This window comes from Moorena sp. SIO3A2 (assembly GCF_010672265.1).
Lineage (GTDB): Bacteria > Cyanobacteriota > Cyanobacteriia > Cyanobacteriales > Coleofasciculaceae > Moorena > Moorena producens.
The window spans coordinates 1-24,452 of sequence record NZ_JAAHHC010000005.1; the positions used below are offsets into that span (position 1 = coordinate 1).

Below are 24,452 nucleotides of genomic sequence, written 5' to 3' on the forward strand. Positions count from 1 at the left end.
AAATACGTTCTCTAATATTTCCATTTTCTTCTATTTTTAAGGCTTTTTGAAGTATTGTTTTTTGCTGTCAGATAATTTTTTGCTGGCATATTTCCTATTATTGGGTTATTTATTAATTTTTATTATACCAATTTAAATGCCGAACAGCTTAATGTTACCCTAGATAATACTTCTCTGGATGTTAGCGGAGTTGCAACTCCCCTCAGAATTCAAGATACCTATGCCTTAGCCCTAAACCTCCGCCGTCCTGAACTAGAGCAAAATCAGACCCAACGCACCCAACCAGTCCCCTCCAGCTTTCTAGAACAATTGAACCCAGCAGGCTGCTTGATGCCTGACCAAATCGGCAGTTCCATTGGTCAAACTCTGGTCTTAACAGTTTGGTATACAGAACAAAAACGCTTTATTCCCTGGAAGTTACTGCAAAATCGCCAGGAATTAAGACAACTGGCTGACGAGTGTTTGCGAGCCTTCATTCCTGCTCAAATTCCCTGTCCTAACTTCAATCAAGAAGGGGAATTATTCGGCAGTCCGATTTTTGAATACGGAGTTCCTAATCAACCAGAAAAATACTGTCATATCCTGGTTTGGATTTTTTGGGAACCAGAAGCCAGTGATAAGTTTATCGATTACTATTCCAATTTTATTAACTTATTTTGTTATCGAAATAAAGTCATCCGTGCTTATGAGCTTAATCGTCAGATTTATCAGGTAATTAAAAAGGAGTATCAAACCATTGAGCAGTATTTTGACGAAACCTTTAAACACTGGCCAGCTAGTCAAAGCTTGAGTCAAGCAGAGTTAAATAAATTCAAGGAAGATATCAAATCAGTTTCCCAAAAGGCATTAGACTACTCTCGCTTACTCCGAGATTTAGACCATTATCGACTAACAATTACTATTAACGCTGAAAACTATAAGCGAGAACTGAGGGATATATCTGGCAAACTCCCCCAAGATGACCTGAGCTTTCTACAAACATTTTTCAATGATTGCCGCCTCTTTCAAGAACAAATCCAATCAGATTTGGGCTATTTTGGGAATGGTGCTGCACTACTGGAACAAGCCCTAAGTGCGATCCGAGCCCGAGTAGACATTGACCAGGCAGAAAGGGAGAAAAGATTAGAACGTTGGATTGCCCTGGTGGGTACTGGTTTAGCGGTCAGTGGTATTTCTTCCCAAACCGCTGGTAAACCGCTAGAGTCTATTATCTACCCGAAACAATCCTTAGATTGCCCCAAGACTGGTGTTACACCTTGCTTGACTTACAGTGTCGTGTTTGTGCTATTTCATGTTGGAGTTGGTGCGATCGCTGCGTTTATTTTAAATGGAATTATCAATCTGGTATCAAAAAGGGAATAGGGAACAGGGAATAGGGAACAGGAATAGAATAGTAGGGTGGGCAAAAACCGTTTAGTTCTTTTGAGAATTCTAGAAGCTATAATTTTGCCCACCCTACTTAATGGCTATATCATTGGTTATCCCGCAACCAATTCGACAAATCGACGCTGGTGGTAAAATCTGCCATAGCAACTCCTAAACCTTCTAATTGGTCTAGAGATAATTGTTGAATTTCCTCTAGAATTTCTGAGGGAATTGCACCAATTTTGCCTTCTAGTTGACGGGATATCAATCCCTGCATTAATAATCTCCCTTCTTCCCGACCTTGTTCGAGAGCTTGACGAATTTCACCTTTGCGGTCTTCCATAAACACTTCTCGTTTGTGTAATTCTTCCAAGTCTTTTCTACTCATATTGGCTTGATTAGCTATGGTTAGCGCCTGAGCAATTTCCGGGATTTCTGATAAGGTATCGGGAATTGCTTCTAAATTTGGGGCTTCCTTCATAAAATATATCCATTTCTCCGATGCCGTTTCTAACTCTTCTAAAGACCGGGAAAATTTCGGCAGTTCCACAAACACCATGCTTAGGTGTTGGTTTCGGTAGATAAACTTCTCTTGCTCTTCTTGAAATAGAAATCGAGTTAGGTATCGGTCGGTTTGCTCAAACATGGTGAAGTCTGTAATTGTTAAAGCAATCACCGGCTTAAGTTTAGAATATCCTTCTCCATATTTTAATTGAGTGCTATAGGTTTTGGCGAGATTATAGATTACTCGTTTATCAAAAGCTGGAACATTTAACACTTGCATTTCAATAATTACCGTCGAGCCGTCATTTAGAATCGCCTTGACATCCAGGTATGTATCCTTTAACTCCGTAGTATGGCCAGCATTATATGGGTCAATAATCTCTAAGTTATTTATCCGAGATTCTCCTTGATATATCAGAGCATTTAGAAAGCTAATCAGGACTTCTTTACTTTCAGAGGAACCAAAGATTTTCTTAAAAGCAAAGTCGGTTTTGGGGCTGATAAATCTCATGGTTAATTATTGATTGGTGATTGTTGATTAATGAATTTCACTGGTACAACACTACTACTTAATAGGCTTGTAGGGTGGGCAAAAACCGTTTAGTTCTTTTGATAATTCTAGATTCTATAATTTTGCCCACCCTACTTAATAGCTATATCATTGGTTATCCCGCAACCAATTCGACAAATCTACGCTGGTGGTAAAATCTGCCATAGCAACTCCTAAACCTTCTAATTGGTCTAGAGATAATTGTTGAATTTTATCTAGAATTTCTGAAGGTATTGCACCAAGTTTGCCTTCTAGTTGACGGGATATCAATCCCTGCATTAATAATCTCGCTTCTTCCCGGCCTTCTTGTTTACCTTCTTCTCGGCCTTGTTCCCGACCTTCTTGTTTCCCTTCTTCCAGAGCTTGACGAATTTCACCTTTACGGTCTTCCATAAACACTTCTCGTTTGTGTAATTCCTCCAAGTCTTTTCTACTCATATTCGCCTGATTAGCTATGGTTAGCGCCTGAGCAATTTCCGGGATTTCTGATAAGGTATCGGGAATTGCTTCTAAATTTGGGGCTTCTTTCATAAAATATATCCATTTCTCCGATGCCGTTTCTAACTCTTCTAAAGACCGGGAAAATTTCGGCAATTCCACAAACACCATGCTTAGGTGTTGGTTTCGGTAGATAAAGTTATCTTGGTCTTCTTTAAATACAAATCGAGTTAGGTATCGGTCGGTTTGCTCAAACATGGTGAAGTCTGTAATTGTTAAAGCAATCACCGGCTTCAGTTTAGAATATCCTTCTCCATATTTTAATTGAGTGCTATAGGTTTTGGCGAGATTATAGATTACTCGTTTATCAAAAGCTGGAACATTTAACACTTGCATTTCAATAATTACTGTCGAGCCGTCATTTAGAATCGCCTTGACATCCAGGTAGGTATCCTTTAACTCCGTAGTATAGCCAGCATTGTATGGGTCAATAATCTCTAAGTTATTTATCCTAGATTCTCCTTGATAGATTAAAGCATCTAGAAAGCTGATCAGAACTTCTTTACTCTCAGAAGAACCAAAGATTTTCTTAAAAGCAAAATCGGTTTTGGGGCTGATAAATCTCATGGTTAATTATTGATGGATGATGGGGAGCGGTTTTTGAAGCATAAAATCTGGATTAGAGCAGTATTTTTTCGCTAAATTCGCCACTACCACTATTATGTTTATGATTATTATATCTTATAATAGTACAAATATACTTAATAATATATAACGGGGTATATAGCAATAAAAAACCGTCAGCATATGCTTACTACAAAGCTGACCGCTGATCGCTGACCGCTGACCGCTGTATGCTTACCCTAAGGAATTTTAGCTAAAGCTTCGCGAACGACATCAGAACCAACACCAACTAGGCATGAATTTTCAGTTAGATGACGTTTCCAGGCTCTACTACCTGGTTGCCCTGCAAATAATTGCAGCATATGTCTGGTAATTTTATTCAGCTTAATACCTTTGCCTACCCAGTGATCAATATAGGAAAACATGGCTTCGACCACCTGATGGCGAGTTGGGGGTATAACTGTATCGCTATAGATATCACAATCAGCTTTGGCAAACAGATAGGGATTGTCGTAAGCTGCACGCCCAATCATTACCCCATCGACATACTTCCGTTGTTCTCGCACTTGTTCAAGACTAGTGAATCCACCATTAATTTCCACGAATAAGTCAGGTAACTCCTGCTTGAGACGATGGACGTCACTGTAACGTAAGGGTGGGACGTTGCGATTCTCTTTTGGACTCAAACCCTGTAGCCAAGCCTTGCGAGCATGTACAGTAAAATGCTGACAACCGGCCTCTGAGACAATGCGCACAAAGTTAGCCATGTCTTCATAGCGGTCAAGGTCATCAATACCGATACGGTGCTTGACAGTAACGGGTATGTTCACTACTTTAACCATATCCTCTACACAGCGTGCGACCTGGTCAGGCTGCGCCATCAAACAAGCTCCAAAATTGCCATTTTGCACCCGACTACTGGGACAACCAACGTTGAGATTAATCTGGTCATAGTCCATAGCTTCAGCAATTCGGGCACATTCAGCTAAGTCACTGGGAGTGTCACCACCAACTTGTAAGACTAGGGGTTTCTCCTGTGGGGAAAACCCTAGCAAGCGTTCGCGATCGCCATGAAGAATTGCTGCACTGGTGACCATTTCGGTGTAGAGTAAGGTCCGTCCTGTAATCTGGCGCATGAAATAGCGATAGTGGCGGTCAGTGCGATCCATCATTGGCGCAATACTTAAGGGATAACCGCTACTAATAATTTTGGATTCCGTTGGAAGTGATTCGGGTGAAATAGCTCTACTCAGGGGAGTCATGGGTCGAGGCAGTTATAGCGCTACACGCAAGTCAGAAGTTAGAAGTCAGAAGTCAGAAGTAAGCTATGACTAAGTTTTGGAGTTTATGAATGTCAAACATCTGAATGGGTAGTGCTATACTATCAAGAAGCGTTCGCGCAGCGTGGCCGTAGGCCAATCGCATTTATCCCCAGCTTAACAATTTAGATTAACTTAAACAGTCTCGCGCAATAACTTTCACCTGTTCATAATTCAATTTCCCTTGACCATTGCGCGGTAAAGATTCTACCGCCACCCAATCCTTAGGACACTTGAATTTACTCAAATTCCCCTCTACGTTCTGTTGCACCATCGCAACAGAAACCTGATCGGAACTAGGTACAAAAACAGCGGTTACTACTTGACCCCAATAGTCATCGGGTAAGCCAATCACACAAACATCACTGACGAGCCCTGTGCCACGAATTACCTGTTCTACCTCAGCGGGAAACACATTTTCACCACCGGTAATAATTTTGTTACTGCGACGCCCAACAGTATATAAGTAACCCTGTTGATCGAAATATCCTAAATCGTCGGATTGTAGCGTTTGGACTCTGTTGGGAAATTTACTTAGCTCAGACTCTAGGGCGATATTTTTACTAGCGCTATAGTAGCCATGGAATAAGGACTTTGCCTCAATAGTAATCACACCGGTAGAGAGCGCCTCCACGATTTCCCCAGTACCATTGCGAATTGTCACCTTGGCATGGGGTAACACCTGACCACAACTATTGTTAGCACTGTTAGCACTGTTACCACTGAGGAAATCTTCAGGTTTAAGGGTCACTACACCAGAAGCGGTTTCGGTCATGCCATAGGTGAGAGCTAAAGGAATACGATCTTGTCTTGCTTGTGTTAATAGGGATTCCCAAGCCGGAGCACCCCCTAACAACACTGTCCGAAAGCGGGATAACCAGTCAACCGCATCTTGGTTGATCAGCTTGGCTAGTTGAGTCGGTACCAGAGAGATAAAAAATTCTTTGGGATCAATATCTCGTCCTTTGCCAGCTTTGAGGGCTTTAAAGGGCAAAATCACCATACGTCCACCGGTGGTTAGCGATCGCATAAACTGCATCAAACCACTGACATGATACAGAGGCAACACACAAAAGGAATTCACTGGCTTGTTCCCAAAATACTGATGAAACCCTGCTACTGATGCCATCAAGGTTTCCCAAGTGTGAATGGCAAAGCGGATTTTGCCAGATGACCCCCCTGTGGGAATCATAATGAGTGCTGAGGGGTTAATATTGATGATTGAATATTGATTATTGAGCCTTGAGTATTGATTATTGAGTATTGATGGCTCAATAATCCTGGCTAATTCTCCGATAATTATATCGGGATGGATTTGGTTAAGGACTTGTTGCCATTCTGGTTTTACCCAGTGGGGATTGCCTAAGAATATATGACAATTACTAGCAACAGCAGCTAGGAAAGCGGCGATAAATTTAAGAGGATTTTGCTCTACTAAAAGGATTTTCGGTGCTTTTTCCTGGTAAAGTTGGGAGAATTGCTGATAGTATTGCTCAATAATTTGCTGAACTTGCTGGCTATCATAGCCAATCAGCCATTGTTCACCAGAACGGTGTTGGACATAGCTTAGGGGCTGTTGTACGTATGAATCTTCCCCACATTTACTCTTTAACGCTTCAACCATCTAACCAAATCACCTTAACACCCAATAACCTTAAACATTCCAACCTTTAACCATCTAACCTTGGCCAAAAGGTCACGCTACGCGAACGTCCATCGCTTTCAACCTTGATTAAACCAATGGTTGACACCAAAACCTACAGCGCGCTTGAAGTCAGAGAGTTCTGCTGCTAACTGGAGAACCGCTTGTTGACCAATTGTAGTTTCCAAGGCGGATGAAAACACGGTATCAATCGGATAGGTTTGGCAAAACTGCCGTAGTCGTTTCCGAGAACCTGCGATCGCAGCTTTAATCACAAAAATTCCTCGCCATCCCCGCTGGTAACACTGTTCAAGTTGGTCAAGGGTTGCCACAGATTCATCCAATGCGATCGCAGTGGAATAGTTGTGGCTCATCTCCAACATCACATCGAACTGCTCTGGAGGTAGGGGCTGTTCGATAAACTCAACGGCTCCCATAGTTTCACATACTATCAGCCACTGCTCAGCTTCTGGTTGAGTCAATCCCCCATTGGCATCCAAACGCAATTGGCCAGAAGCTGGTATTGCTTCAAGCAACTCCTTAACTATCTTGATTTCATCCTCAATCGGAGCAATACCAATTTTCCATTTAAAGGTTCGGTATCCCTGATTCCAGGGGGCTTTCCAGGACTGTTTGGCTGCTTGATTACTCGGCAACAAGTAACTGTAGTGTTGTTTACTTTGTTCAAAGTCCTTTGTAGAAAGTCCTTTGCCAATTACTAGCTCCCAAGCCGATTCAAACCCAAATTGACAGCAAGGGAGTTCACCAGGAATAGCGAAAATCTCCTCTGTAGTAATCTCCTGAGGTAATTGCTCGCAAAAATTAAAGGCTTGTTCCAGAGTTTCCGAACCAAACCAAGGGATAGGAGCAATTTCACCCCAGCCAATGTTCCCTATTTCATCACTAAGGCTAAGAATGATACCTTCTCTGACTGTCCATTTGCCATGACTAGTAGACAACGGATGCTTAAAGGGACGCTGGTATGGGTGAAACTTGAACTGATAGTTCGTCATTGATGAATTGCTAATTGCTATTTTTAATTGCTATTGCGCTGCATCCCTATGTAAGCTATCAGCTATCAGCTATCAGCTATCAGCTATCAGCTATCAGCTTTCAGCTTTCAGCTTTCAGCTTTCAGTGATCAGCTTATGGGTTATAGCACTACGCATTCAGATGTAAGACAATTCCTAAACTCCGAAACTTAGTCATAGCTTACTTCTGACTTCTGACTTGCGCGTAGCGCTATATCACAGCATCGAAGCCTGCAGGGTTATTCACAGCGTCGTTCGCACAGCGTGGCCATTCGCGTAGCGTGGCCAACGGCCAAGGCCAAAGCCTGTACCACGCAGATGGTGCTTTTGAATAAAATAAGCTGACCGCTAACGGTTGAGAGCTAACCACTGACGGCTGACCGCTGACGGCTGACCGCTGACGGCTGAATGCTTACATCCCGATTCCCGATTCCCGATTCCCGATTCCCGATTCCCGATTCCCTATTTCCTATTCAACACTTCTAGGTTTAGTCAATACCAATACTCCTAATGTTCCGCCAACAATCGGGTAGTGAGTTGCACGAAAGCCTACTTGCTCTGCTAAAGATTCTTGCTCCGGACCACGGGGAAATCGCTGTATACTCGGCCAGATATAGGCATACTCTTCCTCAAGTCCTTGCTGACGGGCTAGGGGAACAACAATCGTTTCCATATACCACTGTTCAAACTGCCGAAACAGTGGCTGAGAGGGTAAGTGAAAGTCAAGAATTGCTGCTTTAGCGCCTGGTTTAACAATACGGTAAATCTCCTTTAGGCTTTTGGGGATATCTACGACATTACGTAATCCATATCCCATAGTTGCTCCGTCAAAGGTATTGTCAGCAAATGGTAAATCTAAAACATCCGCCTCTACCCACTCAATGTGTGGTTCAGAGGATTTTTGTTTTGCGATCGCTAACATCTGGGGCGCAAAATCTACTCCATACACCTTTCCTTGAGTGCCTACTTTCTCCGCTAATAGTCGAGTCAGGTCTCCACTGCCACAACAAAGGTCAACACAGGTATCTCCTGGCTTAGGCTCAGCCCATTTAACCGTCATCAGCTTCCAAATGCGATGCTGACCCCAACTGATCCAGTCATTAAGCTGGTCATAGTTAGAAGAGATGTTATCAAAAATTCCCTGAATCTCCTGGGATTGCTCTGACATGATTCATTCAATGAAGGTTAATTAAGGTTAATTACGAAACCGACACCCAACAAGAGTCCACTCCAAAAATGTAGCGCTACGGCAATAAACTTACAATTACTCACCTTTTCCGGTTGGTTGTAATGAGCGTTAACATGGCGGCAAAGCTTGATAGCAAAGGGCAATCCCACCAAAGTGAGTAATGTCCATATGGGGAATAGCCCCATGAGCACAAACCCACCAGTAGCAGCGAATAGGCTACCACAAATCCAGGGCAACAGTTGAGCACCTCGTTTGGTGCCAAGGCAAACAATAGGCGATCGCTTCCCAGCTGCTATATCATCCTTTACTTGGTGAAAATGGGAGCAAAATAGAATTAACATAGTCCCAAGACCCACAATTATCGATGCCGCCAGGTTAGTCACAGACCAACTCTGGGTTTGACTGTAGTAGGCAGCTGACATGCCTAACGGACCAAAGCTCAAAAAGGCCAGAATCTCTCCTAGACCTTGGTAGCCCAGGCGGAAGGGAGGTCCTTGGTACATATAGCCAAGGCTGCAGCATAGGAGTACTAACGCCATCAATGTTAAGTCTTGCTGCCACCAGCAGATCAGTAGCATGCCAAGGATAGCCAGTCCTAAACACAGGTTCCCTAGCCAAAAAATTAACGATTTGTTTCCCGTCAGGTTCACTATCGAGTGAGCTTTGTTTTTATCAATCCCAGTCTCAGAGTCAAACACATCGTTACTCAGATTCTCCCAAGCCAGAATCAGAATCGAAGCACTGACAAAGGTCAAAAATATCGTCCAATTGAGGTGATTGGTCTCAAACCATGCCACAGCAGCTGCTACCCAAACATAGATAATTGCCACGCTATACATGGGGGGCTTGATGGCTGCTAGCCACAGTTTCTGTTTGGAGCTAGGAGCATTAATTGTGTTTGTTGTCAAAATAGTCACGGAATATGAATGCCAGTCGTGCTAGAGTGACCGTCAAACCATAAACCAATACTGCTGGGACTGTTCAAGCTTTGGGTCAACGGTCTTCAACGGTGTTAAGGGGCTGACTAGCAGAATACCATTAATCCCAATCAAGGTCGTGAATTGATTATAGGTTAATATTTTGTAAATTTTATTTAAAAAATATTAACTAAAGTTGTAAAATAACAACTATTAATATAAGACTTACGAAAAATTGAACCCTAAACTATATAAGTAGTAGGGTGCGTTATTAACGCACCCTGTAAGTCTTGTAAGCAATCCTAAAAAGTATGACTCAAAAGTATGACCAGTAATGTCAAAGTGCTAGCACGGGATACTCTAGAGATAAAGTCGAAACAGCAAAGATTTGGACTGCCATCTAAATTGGTAGGTTTAGTCTTGGCGATCAAAAAGTATTTCCCAGAAGCTATCAATAGCTTAACGAAAGTTATTGGTAATCGAATCAGACTCTTAGAAAGAGCAGAGATGCTGGCAGATGCTACCAGTTTCCAACGTACTGCAATTATTATGTCAGCCGTGAAACTTGGTGTTTTTGATTATCTGCACAAGCATCCCGGAGTTTCTGCTAATTTAGTAGCCAGGGACTTGAATCTTAATTTGATATCAACCGAGCGATTGCTTAGGGTTTTGGAGAGTCTCGGTTATCTCAACAGTAGCCAAAGTAGCCAAACTAATCATGATCAAGGTGTTGGCTATGTTAACACCAAAATAACTAAGAATTATTTGGTTAAAGAAAGTCCAAGTTATTTGGGTGATTATTACAATCTAGTCTCTCAGACATGGTCATCCTGGTTATCATTAAATTTAACTATCCAAACTGGCAGCTCAAATCAGCAGATGGATTTGTTTAATGGTAATGATGAAACCCTTTATGAGTACTATGCATTTGCTAACGAATATCTGAAAGAACCGTCCCGAGAATTGTTCACTAAAATTCCTATTGATCAGGTTAAGAGAATTATTACTGGCGAAGTGGGTATTACCTTTATAGGCAAGCTACTGGAACGCAAACCCGATGTAGACTTTGTGCTGGCAGGCTTGGAAAATCAAATTAATTTTTTAGAGCGACTTTTAAGCAAGTATCCTTTACCTAAATCTCCGGAAGAGATTATTATATCTCCCGAGGGAAACGCTTTGTCTGACCAGTGGGGTGCTAATGAAGAGTATGATATTGTATTCTTATTTAGAAAATTGTCCTACAGCGATTATGGTAGCCAGTTTATCAAAAAATCTTTTCAGGTTTTAAGACCAAAGGGTATGGTGATTATCCTGGAACCTACCACTGACAGTTTGGTTCCTTCACCATCATTTTTGCCAGAATTAGAAATAATGGATTTATTGATTGGCGGAGTCAAAGCTCCCCCGCTTTACTCCACCGATAAAATTGTTAACCTCTTAAGAGAAGTAGGCTTCATTAAAACTGAAGTGGTGTCTACTCAAAAGGGCAGCTTTTTATTTGTAGTAGGTTGGAAAAATTAATCAGGGATTGTTTATACTAATATCCCCTTGATTTCCGTCTTGATTAGTGACCAAATAAATGATTGGTCATCAAAACCAAAATTTTTACTACCAAAACTATTGCTCATCATTAAAATTAAAAAGCGATGCAGCGCGGTCTTGGGGAGGCAGCGCGGTCTTGGGGGTTTCCCCCATGAGCGACTGCCGTGGTTCCCCCCATGAGCGACTGCATCAAGAAATGATGGTGAGCAATTATATAATTCTAGGGTAAGCGCAAGAAAAATCAAACCAAAATGTGATAGCGATGCAGCGCGGTCTTGGGGAGGCAGCGCGGTCTTGGGGGTTTCCCCCATGAGCGACTGCCGTGGTTCCCCCCACTCGCGCTTTGCATCAAGAATAGAGCAAGGATTATGACCATAGTAAGCCTTGATTATCATAATTATTGAAATTAATTATCAATAGTTTGGAGAATACCCCCTATTTATTGATTTTTGCCCTTACCCTGCTTTTCTTAATTGCCAAACATGCTGATAATTGATCATTAGTAACTATAAATTCTGTAAGTTAAAAAGTTATGTAAAAACAAGTTAAGAACTATGTAGTAAAGAGCGTTAGCGCAGCGTGGCCTACGGCCAATCGCGTTTGTGTTGTTGTTCATTGAGGTAAACACTCCTGTAATTCAAGAAAGCCTATATATGTTAGTCATTCCCTGCCCTGCTAACCTCTTTCATGAGCCTAAAGAGTTACATCAGTTTCTCTTAGCCTGCCAGAAAAAATCTCAAAAACAAGGTATTGCCAAAATTGCCAGTATTTCTCAAGAAATTTCACCCCTCGACCCACTGGCGGTTTTTCAGGCAATTCGGGATAGAGCCGCCCCTTTTGCCGCCACCCCCGAGCCCCTACACTTCTATTTTGAAAATATAAGTAATCAAGAATCAATTGTTGCTATTGATGCGGCTGTATCCCTTAAGTTAGCTGGTGAACAACGGTTCTATAAAGCACAACAATTTATCGACTCATGTTTAGCTAACACCATAATTAGTGGTGAAATAGAGCAGCGATTGGCTGGACCTCATTTCTTCTGTAGTTTTACGTTTTTTGCTGACAAGTTTAATAGTAACAACCCTTTCCCATCTGCCACTATTTTTCTACCTCGCTGGCAAATTTCACTTTGTCAAAGCCGATGTGTAGTAGTGGCTAATCTTGAAATCAACTCTCAAGTTAATCTGGATTGGCTGGTCGAAAGCGTAGGTCGGCAGTTCAATCTAATCACCTCTTCTGGTCGTCTGCTCTACTGTTTTACTGGTAAGGCTAACCATCATGAATTTCTCAAGCAAGATTCAAAAAAAGCCAAAGACTTCAAATTATCGGTTTCATCAGCCTTAAAATCTATCCAAGCCAATCAATTTAGCAAAATTGTCCTTTCCCAAGCCGTCGATGTCGTCTCACCAATACCGTTTAATCTGGTAGATTCTCTGGACAATTTGCGCCATAACTATCCAGATTGCTATATTTTTTCGATCAGTAACGGCAAAGGCAAAAACTTTATTGGCGCTAGTCCTGAACGTCTGATTAGTATTTACGACCATCAGTTAGTGACGGATGCTTTAGCAGGGTCTGCTCCACGAGGTCAAACCCCAGCTGAAGATGCGGATTTGGCGAACCAATTACTTAGTAGTGAAAAAGAGAGACGTGAACATAACGCAGTGAGTGAATTTATTATCCAACGTCTTTGTCAACTGGGTTTGGAACTGGATTTTTCGCCATCTCCCCAACTGCTGAAACTGTCGAATATCCAGCATTTATGGACTCCGATTAAAGCAGCATTACCAGCTCATGTCAATCCCCTAGAGATTATAGCGAAACTGCATCCTACTCCAGCAGTGGCTGGTGTTCCTACCAAAATTGCTTGTGAGCAAATCCGACACTACGAAACCTTTGACCGTTCTCTGTATGCTGCTCCCCTCGGATGGATAGATTATCAAGGCAATAGTGAATTTATCGTTGGGATTCGGTCTGCTTTGATAGCAGGTAATCATGCTCGACTCTACGCTGGTGCTGGAATTGTTGCTGGTTCTGATCCCAATAAAGAACTGGCGGAAATTAACCTGAAGCTAATGGTGCTTCTTAAAGCCTTAGTTTAACCCTGTGTTCATTGGTCGTTGCTGTTGGATAATCAGTTAAAATAATTTCGATATCATGAATTGTAACAATTATAGCAATTCTTATAGCTATGAGGTACAAAGCGATCCCCCTAAATCCCCCTTAAAAAGGGGGACTTTGAGGTTAAAAAGCGTACCTCATAACTGCAATTAACGCGCTTATATTTGATAAATGCTATATAAGTTTCACTATGAGTTAAGAGGAAATCGAGAGCAACCACGGATTCTTTTTTGCCATGGATTCATGGGTAGCAGCCAGGAATTTGATGAAGCAATATCATTACTCTGTGAGGAATTTTGTTGTCTAGCTGTTGATTTACCTGGTCATGGTAAGACCAAAGTTTTAGGTGGGGATGAGTGCTACACTATGCCAAACACTGCTCACGCCTTAAAGGAATTACTAGAGCAGTTAAACTTTGAACCATGCTTTTTAGTTGGCTATTCTATGGGAGGTCGATTGGCTCTCTACATGACCCTTCATTTCCCCGAATGTTTTAGTAAAGTAGTACTCGAATCAGCATCTCCAGGGCTAAAGACTCAAGCAGAACAATTAAAGCGCCGTCAGCGAGATTTGCAAATTGCCGAAAAATTGGAAACTGGGGATTTATTGACCTTCTTATCAAATTGGTACAATCAGCCTCTGTTCAGCTCCCTCAAGCAGCATCCTAAATTTGAACAGATGATCAAGATTCGACAACAAAATAATCCTCTGGAATTAGCTAAATCTCTGCGTCATATCAGTACAGGATGCCAACCATCTCTGTGGGAATCACTCCAACATAATCAAGTTCCTTTGCTTTTGCTAGTTGGAGAGTATGATCATAAATTTAAATCGATTAACTCAGAAATAGTAACACTTTGTACAGAAGCTAATTTAAACGTCATTGCTGATTGTGGACATAACATCCATTTTGAGAACGTCAATGAATTTGTTAAAAATGTTAGACAATTTTTTTAGGGATTAGGAATTATAGCAAAGGTAACAGCGGATCTGGGAGTAGGAATTAGGGATTAAGCATTAGCGGGACTTAAAAGAAATTAGCCCCAAACAAAGCCTAAATCCTTGATTTAAGCTGCCAATACGTTCGTTTGTGTTTGGATCCATCGCCAAAAACCAAAAGACATTGCTGTCCGAAAAGCCTCCAACGTTTCCACAAACGTGGACTTGAGGTCGCAACCACTCCCTGAGTTCTTGCACAACCCGAAAGATACCTGGATGCCAGTAAAACTAAGTCTCGGTGCTGCTGACTTCTACTCGGTAGCCCTGCTGTACTTGGTAGATGCCTGCTTCAGTGACAGCATGAGAGATGACTTGGACTGGGGACTTTTGGGTTAGCATTTGATCAAGGTGAGAGGCTCCTTAATTGGAAAATACTAACTTATTGGATTTAGTGGCTGGTGGGCTGGCGATTGCTATCTTAATAAGTGGTCTGCTCATGCTATTTAAGGGCATATCGGCATTTGGAGACTTTCGGTAAGTAGCGATCGCCAAGGTAAAACCACGTTGGGGATTCAAGATAAAGCTACCTTAATACATGAAATTAGCAAAGGAAAAATTTTTGTTGAAAATCTAAAAAGAAATATCGAGAGAGCCAACCCAAGAGGAGGCAGCAACATCAAGGTAAAAACCGCACTATAAGAGAGCGGTAGTTGAGGGAAGTAAAATTCAGGTCGTCGTCCAAAGAACCATCCAAAACGTCTACCTAAATTCACAAACTCAATCATTATCATCCGAAAAGAAGCAATTTGAAAATCTGCACGATAGAGATAGCCATTATGCAAGTTTTCTACCTCTGATTTATGAAGCTTGTGAAGCTGTTTAAGCTCACTTCCAGTTTGATACATTTTCTGTAGGATAAGATTGTTGGCATTTGCTGCTCTTGCCTGTTCAGTTGCTGCAACAAAGTTTTCTGTGATTGGTTGACGGTAGAAAACTTTCTCTTCTGCATCCTCAACCAGTTCAGGTATAGGAATACTAGGATATGTAACTAGGGGCATCATCCTTTGCCATTGGGTATTAAGAATTTGAGTGTGCTTTAACCGCCCACTGCCACTACATGTACCACAAGTTTCATATTCTCTACGGGTTTTTGTATTACCTTCTGAATCAGTTTCAGTAACAGTTGTCATAACTTGCCCTGTTCCTCCACACCTCCAGCATGTTTCTACAACGTCCCATTGGCTAGGAAGCCAGAGCGGATCAATCCAATTCACATAGCCATTGGGAGGATGAAGAGGAAATAGGTCATAATCCCACATGGGTACAGCAGGACGCTGAAGTGGGCGATAGGTGCCAGAAGCACCACCAAGAGTGATATACCGCCGTACAGTGAGGTAACGTAGCATAGCAACGGCAAATTCCTCATATTGAACCTCAACCAAGTTCAAGAATCTTGCCAAGTTCCGAACAACAAAGATTCCTCGCTCTTCTAAATTCTTACAACCCCTGCTGATACGATCTGCCAGTTGATTTTTCTGTAGTGAACCTAGTTTTAGTTGTGGGTCAATATAAATTTGCTCAAGATATGAGGTGTAATGCTTAATTTTTTCTGCAATGGGATTATATACTCGCTTAACTCTTGTATACGACGATTCTAAGATTAAGTCTGCTATCATTCGCAGCCCATATAAAGACAAGATTATTGCAACTATAACTACAGTCGTGTAGAATTTTAAATTTAAATACCTAAGGCAAAAGATACTCAAAAAAACAATCCCAACTTTAACAAGCAAAGATTGATTTAAATTCAGGAATGTGTAATCCCTATTGTTGAATATTATCAACACAATTAGCGTAGGAATAATGGCAATAGTGGTTAATATAAAAGATGTCTGAATAGAAGGTATTTGCGATAAAACATCCTGTATTGAAGTGGTAAAATCTATTTCAAAATTGTATTCATTATTTTTGAATAGGATAAAAAAGATCAATCCTATACATGTTACACCTATCACAGCAATTAAATATCTAACTATCCGCTCTTCAACATTTTTGGGAGATTTTTCATTAGGAAATCGTTCAAAACCCAAAGTTTTTAACAAGCGAGGATGAATTCCATAACGAACTGATACTCCATCTGTTTTGACAGGTAGAGGCTTCTGATTTGGAATTCTCAGAAGAGCATACTTTAAAGATTTAAGTGTAATAGCAAATAAAAATGCCAATCCTCCGCTTAAAAGTAATTTACATGCGGTTTCAGATGATCGTGATTCATTAAAAACTAATTGAAAAATATTTGTCAAAGCAGCGAACGAGGTAAAAGCTAGTCCGTAACCAAAAGCACAAAATAAAGCCCAAAAAAGGCTACGTACTGGTAAAACCTCGTAAAATCTTGTCTCGATTAGTTGCTCAACTGTTGCACCAAACCTGAAGCGATGAAAAAGACTAGATATAAGAGTTCCTATAAAAAGCGTGGTAAGTATCCATAGCGTTGCTTCAAGCATAGAATTAGCTTCCCAATTCATGACCCTGGCGATGTATTCAATCCTTAAATGTTCCATGTTTGTGATCGTGAAAGAATCCCCCACAAATTCTGGGTGGCTGCATTTTAGATGGGGATAAGGGCCCCATCTAAAATTGTAAGCATTCAGCTAAGGCACTACCTGCTGAATGCTGAGTGCTAATAGCTGATTTTTAAGTATCTATATACTTATTGGGCTAATCACCAAGAATGATGCAGGAAACTTTCAAGACCAGTAAGCATTCAGCGGTCAGCGGTCAGTGGTCAGCTGAATGCTTACCTAAAATTTACCTTCTTCCTTCTGAGTCAGGAGTTGTCTGTCTTAGAGACGAATATTTTAACCTGAAATAGCTTCTATACATAGATTATATCCGATTTTAACTCATATTTATGTTTAAGTTACATTAGGGCAGTAAAACCTCGGTTGTCAACTCTCAACCCTCAACGGTCAACAAAATCAAATCAACATTTAACGAAGGTGCGGCTCGTTCTAACTAAGAGCCTCTAGTTTCTAGAGGGGTAAGAGTTAGGAGAATCGCGAGGAAACACCCTCAAAGATTCTTAACTGTCTTTCGGATGGTGGTGAAAACCCACCCCTTGAAGAGATAAGTGACTCCCTACCTGGCCACACCGAGTGGGCGGCAACTCCACAGAGTGAAGCTGGCAACAGGGCGCAAGCAGAACCAAAGCAGATAGGTATCACTGGCGCTAACGGGGAGGTGACAAGGGTAAAACTAGTCCTAGAAAAGTGTCTAAGAATGAAGCCACAATCTGAGATGTAAATAGTGTGCGACTTGACCCTCTCATTCTCACAGCATTCTTTTCGTGATAGCTGTAATCTCTGAGAAGAGGGTAGGCAAATTGGACTGCCCTAAATCACCAAAACAATCTGACAGACGGAACGAGTAAAAACGACAGCAAGTATGGGTCTGAGGAATAGTCGAACCTCGGTAAGTTATGCCGACTTAATCCCCACTGTCGGGTAGGATGCCACCCAAAACTGGTGGCGGGTATCCAGAATACACAAAACTAATGGAGAGCATGGGTAGACACATGTCAAATAGATATAGTGACCTATGGAAAAGCCAAAAGTGGAAACAACTCCGCCGGAACCTTTTCCGCCTACAGAAGCGAGTGTACAAAGCGGTTCGAGATGGTGACCTGAGAAAGGCGCGGTCTTTACAAAAACTGATTCTGAAATCCCGCTCAGCTCAATTAATGGCAATCCGCCAAGTGACACAGCTTAATCAAGGAAAGAAAACCGCCGGAGTAGATGGGAAAAAGTCCCTAAGCTACAAAGAACGGTTCGAGGTACTAGGAAAACTAAACGACCGTGCGGAAAATTGGACGCATCAAGGGTTGAGGGAAATACCAATACCTAATAAAAACGGTCAGAAGTTACCGCAAGAATAGGGCAGCCTTAATCATAAAGTTTTGACCCTTTTGCCCATAGCCGACCAACCATAAAGGCTGCCCTATTCTAAGGTTTCGTCTCCGGGAGTACAAGAATGTTAAAAGTACCAACAATCCAAGATAGAGCATGGCAATGTTTAGCAAAATATGCTCTCGAACCAGCCCATGAAGCTACGTTCAGTGCCGATAGTTACGGATTCAGAACAGGCAGATGTGCCCAAGACGCACAAAAACGCCTGTTCCTACATCTAAAATCAAACTCTAACGGCATCACAAAAAGAGTAATAGAACTAGACATCAAAAAGTGTTTCGACCGCATCTCCCACAGCTCCATAATGGATAGATTGCTAGCTCCTGCAAGTCTGAAGATGGGGATATTCAGATGTCTAAAAGCAGGCATCAATCCGGAATTCCCGGAGCAAGGAACGCCCCAAGGCGGTGTAGTCAGCCCACTCCTAGCCAACATTGCACTTGACGGAATAGAGAATATACACTCTAGCATCCGATATGCGGATGACATGGTATTTATTCTTAAGCCAAAAGATAATGCTGAGAAAATTCTAGAAAAAGTGAGGAACTTCCTAGCTCAACGCGGCTTAGAAGTAAATCAAGAAAAGACCAAACTAACCAATACGACAGACGGGTTTGACTTCCTGGGTTGGAAATTCCGAGTCCAGAAAAACGGAAAGTTCCGATGCACTCCCTCAGAGGAAAACCATAGAAACTTCCGGAAGAAGATAAAAACCGTGGTCAACAACTCGAATTATGGTGCCAAAATAAAAGCCCAAAAATTAGCCCCCATCGTACGTGGTTGGAGAAACTACCACAAAAGCTGTGACATGAGCAGTTCCCGAGATAGTTTATGGTTCTTGAATAAGACCGCAAACCGTAAGTTCCGCAAGGAAAAGAAAGTAAACCGGTACAAAGCCAACGAACTATGCAAGAAAAGCTTCCCAGCAGTCGGGTATAAACAAAACCAACACGTAAACGTAAAAGGAACCAAGTCCCCTTATGACGGAGACTTAGTCTACTGGAGCATGCGAAACTCCGTACTATACGATGATGCTACCGCCAAGGCTTTAAAAAGGCAAAACCATTCCTGTGGACATTGCGGACACAAATTCTTGAACGACCAGGTTGTACACCTTCATCACGTCGATGGAAACCACGCCAACTGGAAACGCAAGAATCTAATGGCAGTCCATCAAAGCTGCCACCAAGAAATCCACTGGAGCAAGCCGAAAGGCAAACCGAAAGGTTGAGGATATTCAGGAGCTGGATGAGGCGAAAGTTTCACGTCCAGTTCTGAAGCGGAGGTGCCCTGGGTAATACCAGGCATCGACCGTAACAGGGGAGTTTGAGGGGGCGAAATTCCCCATCCCTGCGACGGGTGGGGATGGATAGCCCCTTGGCCGTAGGCCACGCTAAGCGAACAAAAACTTTTAGCGATGGGTTGACGATGTACCACAAAATATATATAATGGTACATATGTCGATAAATGAGGTCAAAGCAATAAGACATCAAGCAGTCAAGGTCAGGATCTATCCAACTCAAGAACAAGTTCATATACTTGCTCAGCACTTTGGCTGTGCCCGCTGGTGGTGGAATTATGCATTGAATCAGTGCATAGAAACCTACAAAGAAACCGGTAAAGGGTTGTCTCGCGCTGCCCTCAATGCTATGTTGCCAAAACTCAAAAAAGATAAAGAAACTGAATGGCTAAAAGATTGCTACTCTCAGGTGTTGCAAGCTGTGAGTCTAAATCTTAGCCGTGCATATCAAAATTTTTTTGAGGGTAGAGCAAAATATCCTAGATTCAAGTCATATCATCATCGCCAATCAATCCAATATCCACAGCGCGTATGCCGCGTAGGAGATTGCCTTAAGTTTCCTGGAAAACTGGGAACTGTCAAGGCAATAATACACCGACCATTAGATGGAGAAATCAAGACTGTTACCGTCAGCAGGACTCCGTCTGGGAAATACTATGCTTCTGTGCTGATGGAGTATGAATCAGAGGACAGGCAGCCTTCCACAGAAGGAAAGGTTATCGGGATTGATTTGGGCATCAAAGATTTTGCGATCACCTACGACGGCGAAAAGACCTCTAAATTTGGTAATCCCAAGCATCTAGCTAAATACGAAAAAAAATTAGCCAAAAAGCAACGTATCGCTGCTCGAAAGAAGAAGAGCAGTAACGGGCGAAAAAAAGCCAGAAAAATTGTAGCTAAAGTATACGAACGGATTGGAAATGTCCGCCAAGACTACCTGCATAAGCTATCCAGAAAAATAGTTGATCAGAATCAAGTAGTGGTAGTCGAAAACCTAAATGTCAAGGGCATGGTTCGTAACCATAAACTAGCTAAAGCAATATCTGACCTGGGTTGGGGAATCTTTGTCAATTTCCTTTCTTATAAGTGTGAAAAAGAAGGAAAGGTATTGGTTGAGATAAACCGGTGGTTCCCCAGCTCTAAAACCTGCTCTAATTGTCATTATCAAATCAAGGAGTTACCGCTTGATGTAAGGGCTTGGACTTGTCCAAGTTGTGGAACTCATCACGACAGAGATGGTAATGCGGCAAATAATATCAGAGCAGAAGGTATCAGAATGCTATCCTCCTCTGGGACGGGGGAGGTTAACGCCAGTGGAGAAGAAGTAAGACCAAGACGTGGACGTCCGTCCAAGTTGAGGCATTCTTCCGTGAAGCTGGAAGCCCCAACCTCTACATTCGCGTAGCGTGGCCATAGGCCAAGTAGGTTGGGGTAGTTCACAATATTCGAATTAAATGTTGATTAACATAATTGAATGCCTATTGATTTTCGCAACACCAATAGCCTCTGGGCTTCCATCCTGGTAGAAACCCTACAGCGCTTGGGATTGACCACAGCAATCATCTGTCCAGGGTCACGCTCAACCCCTCTAACTGTTGCGTTTGCTCAACACCCACAGATCGAGGCGATTCCAGTTCTAGATGAACGTTCAGCCAGCTTTTTCGCCTTAGGCATTGCTCGACAATCAGGAAAACCAGTTGTCCTGGTTTGTACCTCTGGCACGGCTGGGGCTAATTTCTATCCCGCTGTGATTGAAGCCAGAGAAAGCCGAGTACCACTATTAGTTTTGACTGCTGACCGTCCCCCAGAACTCCAAGATTGTCATTCCGGACAAACCATTGACCAAATCAAATTATACGGCAACTATCCCAACTGGCAAAGTACCCTAGCGGTCCCTAAAGCTGATATCAGTATGCTCCGTTATCTACGGCAAACCGTAGTTCATGCTTGGGAGCGAGCCTCCTTTGGCAGCACTCCGCTAACACATTTTCCTACCCCTGGTCCAGTACACCTAAATCTACCCTTCCGTGACCCCCTCCCACCCATTCCCGACACAACCACTAACCCATTAAAATCCCAATTACAACCAGAAGAATTCTTCGCTCACTGTCAGCAGCAAGCTGTAACTGACAACCTGCAAGCTGTAACTGACAACCTGCAACCTGCAACCGCGAAAGTCATACAACAGTGGCAAGAATCCCAGCAAGGAATAATTATCGCTGGTCCAGCTCAACCCCAAAATCCCAAAGACTATTGTAATGCGATCGCATCCTTGTCCAAAACCTTAAGATGGCCTGTACTAGCAGAAGGGCTCTCACCGGTAAGAAACTATTGCGACCTCAACCCCAATCTAATTTCCACCTATGACTTGATCCTGCGTAATCCACGATTAGCGCAACAGCTAAAACCCACAATGGTTATTCACATTGGTGAACTACCGATTAGCAAAGAACTGCGTGCTTGGTTGGATAAATGTCAACCGCGACGTTGGGTGATTGACCCTAGCCACCACAACCTCGACCCCCTCCATGGCAAAACAACTCATCTGCGGATGAGTGTAGAACAACTGGGGATATGGGTAAAGGAGTTGAAAGTTAACCAGTTGAAGGTTGACAAGTTGACGGTTGACAGGTTGACGGTTGACAGGTTGACGGTTGAAGGTTCACCATCGTTGACGGTTGACAGGTTGAAGGTTGAAAGGTTGAAGGTTGACGATTCTAACCTGCAACCTGATAACCTCCAACCTGATAACCTGCAACCTGATAACCTGCAACCTGATAACCTGCAACCTGATAACCTGCAACCTGATAACCTGCAACCTGATGACCTGCAACCTGATAACCTGCAACCTGATAACCTGCAACCTGATAACCTGCAACCTGATAACCTGCAACCTGATAACCTGCAACCTGATAACCTGCAACCTTACCTAAAAAAGTGGTGTGAGGCTGAAGCGAAGGTCAGGGCAAAGGTTGACCAAACAATGACTAAAATGAGTCAGTTGTTTGAAGGGAAAGCGGCTTGGTTACTGTCCCAATGTCTACCACCGGAAACACCTCTATTTATTGCTAACAGCATGCCAGTCAGAGATGTGGAGTTCTTTTGGAAACCTGGTAACAGGAGGATTCGACCTTGGTTTAATCGGGGCGCTAATGGGATTGATGGTACCTTATCAACAGCTTTAGGTATTGCTCATCGTAATCAAAGTAGTGTGATGCTAACGGGTGACTTAGCATTTTTGCATGACAGCAATGGTTTCCTAATTAAAAACAAGTTTGTTGGTCATTTAACCATTATATTAATTAATAACAATGGTGGTGGCATTTTCGAGATGTTGCCCATTGCCAAATTTGACCCACCCTTTGAAGAATTCTTTGCCACACCCCAAGATGTCAATTTTTCACAGTTGTGTCTGACTTATGGAGTAGAGCACCAGCTGATTGAATCATTGCAGCAGCTCAAGCAAGGTTTAAACCCACTTCCTAGCCAAGGCATTAGAGTGTTAGAATTGCCTACTGACCGTAGAAAAGATGCTAGTTGGCGTCAAAATATTTTAAGTCTAATGACTACTGATTTTTTCATTAGTAACTAACATGAACCAGGCGATTTCTACCGGCAGTTTTTGCCTTATATAGTGCTTTATCAGCCTCGTAAAATAAATTATCTGGGGATGATTTTACTGAGGGAATCGTACTGGCACCCCCCAGGCTGACGGTAACAATGTCACTCACCAGAGAACCAGAATGAGGGATCGCCTTTTTGTAGAGTTTAGTTTCAATTGTCTCTGCTACCTGAATAGCGCCTTGTATATCAGTACTCGGCAAAATTACCACAAATTCCTCACCCCCATAGCGAGCCACCAGATCCCCTGGACGCTTTGCTGCTTCACCAAGGATTTGAGCAACTTGTTTAAGACACTCATCTCCTGATTGGTGTCCATAAGTGTCATTGTAACGCTTAAAAAAATCAATGTCACACAATACTAAAGACAAGGGGTTTTCTTCCCGTGCCAGTCGATACCATTCGTTGTTAAAATATTTGTCAAAGGCTCGGCGGTTGGCAACTTGGGTTAAGCCATCGATAGTAGCGAGGCGTTCCAACTCTTTATTGGCGATTTTTAACTGTATCATTGTCCAACTTGATTCAATCAAACGACGTACTCTTCGTCGCAAAACTGGCCAGTGAATTGGCTTAGTTATATAATCCGTCGCACCGGCTTCAAACGCTCGTTCTACAGATTGCTCATCATAGAGTGCTGTAATCATTAGTATAGGAGGACATTCGGAACCAAAGTTATCCTTCAATTTAGCACAGCAGGTAAACCCATCAAGTATGGGCATTCTGGCATCTAACAGCACAATGTCTGGCAATTTTTGCTCACAGATATTCAGACATTGCTCACCGTTGCTAGCTTCAATGACTTTATATCCTTCCTTTGTCAAGCTACGACGTAGCACCAAGCGTAGGATCTTCTCATCATCAACCACGAGAACCTGAGGAGTTTTATTATTAAAGTTATTCAAGTCAGTATTATCCATTATTGCTGCTTGAGTCAGTAATGTATTTCTTATCGATAGCTCTTGGTTATCTTGGCTAGAAATTAATTGAAATTTTGATCGGTAATATCTGTTTAATCTAACCTAAGAGGATTAAATCTTCTAAAGATTAGTCAACAATCAAGTCGTAACCCCTGAAACTGTTATAGCCGAATCCTTGACCTAAAAAGGATTTCGCCTTATTCAAGATAAACAGGATTTACGCACAGACTCTACCTGTAGGGTGGGCAAAACATTGCCCACCCTACAGGTAGAGTAAAATTGAGGTATTTGCGTAAGTCCTAATAAATTAATGTAGACCGACGGACTTGGAAACACTCCTGCATCCAGTGGTAATGCCAGTGGTGAGATAAGTTAACCTATTCAACAACAGTCAATTTGCCCCAGGCATTGCTATTCCTAGTAAAATGAGAGAAACAGCTATCCTGGAAGCCCTATTGTCAAGTACC

The 24,452-nt window shown here is 42.3% G+C and carries 17 protein-coding genes and 2 pseudogenes; 10 read left to right on the top strand and 9 right to left on the bottom strand.

Annotated features, from left to right (window positions below):
• Nucleotides 1-330 precede the first annotated feature (330 nt).
• A complete protein-coding gene (locus F6K64_RS06100) occupies nucleotides 331-1,362 on the top strand; it encodes a hypothetical protein (RefSeq protein ID WP_008187042.1) in 1,032 nt (343 codons plus the stop codon).
• A gap of 109 nt (nucleotides 1,363-1,471) precedes the next feature.
• On the opposite strand, the gene F6K64_RS06105 is transcribed toward F6K64_RS06100, so the two are convergent.
• The 7 genes from F6K64_RS06105 to menA form a co-directional block, all read right to left on the bottom strand.
• The gene (locus F6K64_RS06105; RefSeq protein WP_008187040.1) at nucleotides 1,472-2,380 is read right to left on the bottom strand and encodes an Rpn family recombination-promoting nuclease/putative transposase; all 909 of its coding nucleotides are present in this window, start codon (nucleotides 2,378-2,380) and stop codon (nucleotides 1,472-1,474) included.
• A 147-nt stretch (nucleotides 2,381-2,527) separates the two neighbouring features.
• Nucleotides 2,528-3,484, bottom strand: a complete 957-nt coding sequence (locus F6K64_RS06110; RefSeq protein WP_008187038.1) for an Rpn family recombination-promoting nuclease/putative transposase — start codon at nucleotides 3,482-3,484, stop codon at nucleotides 2,528-2,530.
• A 236-nt stretch (nucleotides 3,485-3,720) separates the two neighbouring features.
• Nucleotides 3,721-4,743, bottom strand: coding sequence for a tRNA dihydrouridine(20/20a) synthase DusA (dusA, locus tag F6K64_RS06115; protein WP_008187036.1), 1,023 nt, complete (start codon nucleotides 4,741-4,743; stop codon nucleotides 3,721-3,723).
• 187 nt (nucleotides 4,744-4,930) lie between these two features.
• Nucleotides 4,931-6,424, bottom strand: a complete 1,494-nt coding sequence (locus F6K64_RS06120) for a 2-succinylbenzoate--CoA ligase (protein ID WP_008187034.1) — start codon at nucleotides 6,422-6,424, stop codon at nucleotides 4,931-4,933.
• A 98-nt stretch (nucleotides 6,425-6,522) separates the two neighbouring features.
• A complete protein-coding gene (locus tag F6K64_RS06125; RefSeq protein WP_287265093.1) occupies nucleotides 6,523-7,455 on the bottom strand; it encodes an o-succinylbenzoate synthase in 933 nt (310 codons plus the stop codon).
• Nucleotides 7,456-7,942: 487 nt separating this feature from the next.
• Entirely contained in the window at nucleotides 7,943-8,641 is a 699-nt protein-coding gene (gene ubiE, locus F6K64_RS06130; RefSeq protein ID WP_008187030.1) for a bifunctional demethylmenaquinone methyltransferase/2-methoxy-6-polyprenyl-1,4-benzoquinol methylase UbiE, read from the bottom strand.
• A gap of 17 nt (nucleotides 8,642-8,658) precedes the next feature.
• Nucleotides 8,659-9,570, bottom strand: coding sequence for a 2-carboxy-1,4-naphthoquinone phytyltransferase (gene menA, locus F6K64_RS06135; protein WP_044494059.1), 912 nt, complete (start codon nucleotides 9,568-9,570; stop codon nucleotides 8,659-8,661).
• A 333-nt stretch (nucleotides 9,571-9,903) separates the two neighbouring features.
• On the opposite strand from menA, the gene F6K64_RS06140 reads away from it, so the two are divergent.
• The 5 genes from F6K64_RS06140 (at nucleotide 9,904) to F6K64_RS06160 (ending at nucleotide 14,577) form a co-directional block, all read left to right on the top strand.
• Nucleotides 9,904-11,100, top strand: a complete 1,197-nt coding sequence (locus F6K64_RS06140) for a methyltransferase family protein (protein WP_008187026.1) — start codon at nucleotides 9,904-9,906, stop codon at nucleotides 11,098-11,100.
• Nucleotides 11,101-11,158: 58 nt separating this feature from the next.
• Nucleotides 11,159-11,350, top strand: a complete 192-nt coding sequence (locus F6K64_RS06145) for a hypothetical protein (RefSeq protein ID WP_154659860.1) — start codon at nucleotides 11,159-11,161, stop codon at nucleotides 11,348-11,350.
• Between the two features lie 424 nt (nucleotides 11,351-11,774).
• The gene (locus F6K64_RS06150) at nucleotides 11,775-13,223 is read left to right on the top strand and encodes an isochorismate synthase (RefSeq protein WP_008187020.1); all 1,449 of its coding nucleotides are present in this window, start codon (nucleotides 11,775-11,777) and stop codon (nucleotides 13,221-13,223) included.
• A 190-nt stretch (nucleotides 13,224-13,413) separates the two neighbouring features.
• Nucleotides 13,414-14,199 carry a 2-succinyl-6-hydroxy-2,4-cyclohexadiene-1-carboxylate synthase gene (gene menH, locus F6K64_RS06155; protein WP_008187019.1) on the top strand — a complete coding sequence of 262 codons (786 nt, stop codon included), beginning with the start codon at nucleotides 13,414-13,416 and terminating at the stop codon, nucleotides 14,197-14,199.
• 207 nt (nucleotides 14,200-14,406) lie between these two features.
• A complete protein-coding gene (locus F6K64_RS06160; RefSeq protein WP_154659859.1) occupies nucleotides 14,407-14,577 on the top strand; it encodes a hypothetical protein in 171 nt (56 codons plus the stop codon).
• Between the two features lie 176 nt (nucleotides 14,578-14,753).
• Here F6K64_RS06160 and F6K64_RS06165 read toward each other — a convergent pair whose 3' ends face one another.
• Nucleotides 14,754-16,706 carry a zinc finger-like domain-containing protein gene (locus F6K64_RS06165; protein WP_008187015.1) on the bottom strand — a complete coding sequence of 651 codons (1,953 nt, stop codon included), beginning with the start codon at nucleotides 16,704-16,706 and terminating at the stop codon, nucleotides 14,754-14,756.
• A 1,037-nt stretch (nucleotides 16,707-17,743) separates the two neighbouring features.
• On the opposite strand from F6K64_RS06165, the pseudogene F6K64_RS06170 reads away from it, so the two are divergent.
• The 4 genes and pseudogenes from F6K64_RS06170 to menD all read left to right on the top strand — a co-directional run.
• Nucleotides 17,744-18,097: pseudogene (locus tag F6K64_RS06170) on the top strand (reverse transcriptase N-terminal domain-containing protein); the annotation flags it as partial.
• Between the two features lie 107 nt (nucleotides 18,098-18,204).
• Nucleotides 18,205-19,377: pseudogene (locus tag F6K64_RS06175) on the top strand (group II intron reverse transcriptase); the annotation flags it as partial.
• Nucleotides 19,378-19,628: 251 nt separating this feature from the next.
• Nucleotides 19,629-20,852: an RNA-guided endonuclease InsQ/TnpB family protein gene (locus F6K64_RS06180; protein WP_044492296.1), complete on the top strand. Its 1,224-nt coding sequence runs from the start codon at nucleotides 19,629-19,631 to the stop codon at nucleotides 20,850-20,852.
• A gap of 69 nt (nucleotides 20,853-20,921) precedes the next feature.
• The gene (gene menD / locus F6K64_RS38750; protein WP_008179820.1) at nucleotides 20,922-23,039 is read left to right on the top strand and encodes a 2-succinyl-5-enolpyruvyl-6-hydroxy-3-cyclohexene-1-carboxylic-acid synthase; all 2,118 of its coding nucleotides are present in this window, start codon (nucleotides 20,922-20,924) and stop codon (nucleotides 23,037-23,039) included.
• Here the strand turns inward: menD and F6K64_RS06190 are convergent.
• Nucleotides 23,029-23,985: a GGDEF domain-containing response regulator gene (locus F6K64_RS06190; protein WP_008179817.1), complete on the bottom strand. Its 957-nt coding sequence runs from the start codon at nucleotides 23,983-23,985 to the stop codon at nucleotides 23,029-23,031. The genes menD and F6K64_RS06190 overlap by 11 nt on opposite strands.
• Nucleotides 23,986-24,452 lie beyond the last annotated feature (467 nt).

Coding starts and splice junctions, on each gene's coding strand:
- F6K64_RS06100 (WP_008187042.1), top strand. CDS start 331: ATGCCTGACCAAATCGGCAGTTCCATTGGTCAAACTCTGGTCTTAACA.
- F6K64_RS06105 (WP_008187040.1), bottom strand. CDS start 2,380: ATGAGATTTATCAGCCCCAAAACCGACTTTGCTTTTAAGAAAATCTTT.
- F6K64_RS06110 (WP_008187038.1), bottom strand. CDS start 3,484: ATGAGATTTATCAGCCCCAAAACCGATTTTGCTTTTAAGAAAATCTTT.
- dusA (WP_008187036.1), bottom strand. CDS start 4,743: ATGACTCCCCTGAGTAGAGCTATTTCACCCGAATCACTTCCAACGGAA.
- F6K64_RS06120 (WP_008187034.1), bottom strand. CDS start 6,424: ATGGTTGAAGCGTTAAAGAGTAAATGTGGGGAAGATTCATACGTACAA.
- F6K64_RS06125 (WP_287265093.1), bottom strand. CDS start 7,455: ATGACGAACTATCAGTTCAAGTTTCACCCATACCAGCGTCCCTTTAAG.
- ubiE (WP_008187030.1), bottom strand. CDS start 8,641: ATGTCAGAGCAATCCCAGGAGATTCAGGGAATTTTTGATAACATCTCT.
- F6K64_RS06140 (WP_008187026.1), top strand. CDS start 9,904: ATGACCAGTAATGTCAAAGTGCTAGCACGGGATACTCTAGAGATAAAG.
- F6K64_RS06145 (WP_154659860.1), top strand. CDS start 11,159: ATGATTGGTCATCAAAACCAAAATTTTTACTACCAAAACTATTGCTCA.
- F6K64_RS06150 (WP_008187020.1), top strand. CDS start 11,775: ATGTTAGTCATTCCCTGCCCTGCTAACCTCTTTCATGAGCCTAAAGAG.
- menH (WP_008187019.1), top strand. CDS start 13,414: ATGCTATATAAGTTTCACTATGAGTTAAGAGGAAATCGAGAGCAACCA.
- F6K64_RS06165 (WP_008187015.1), bottom strand. CDS start 16,706: ATGAATTGGGAAGCTAATTCTATGCTTGAAGCAACGCTATGGATACTT.
- menD (WP_008179820.1), top strand. CDS start 20,922: ATGCCTATTGATTTTCGCAACACCAATAGCCTCTGGGCTTCCATCCTG.
- F6K64_RS06190 (WP_008179817.1), bottom strand. CDS start 23,985: ATGGATAATACTGACTTGAATAACTTTAATAATAAAACTCCTCAGGTT.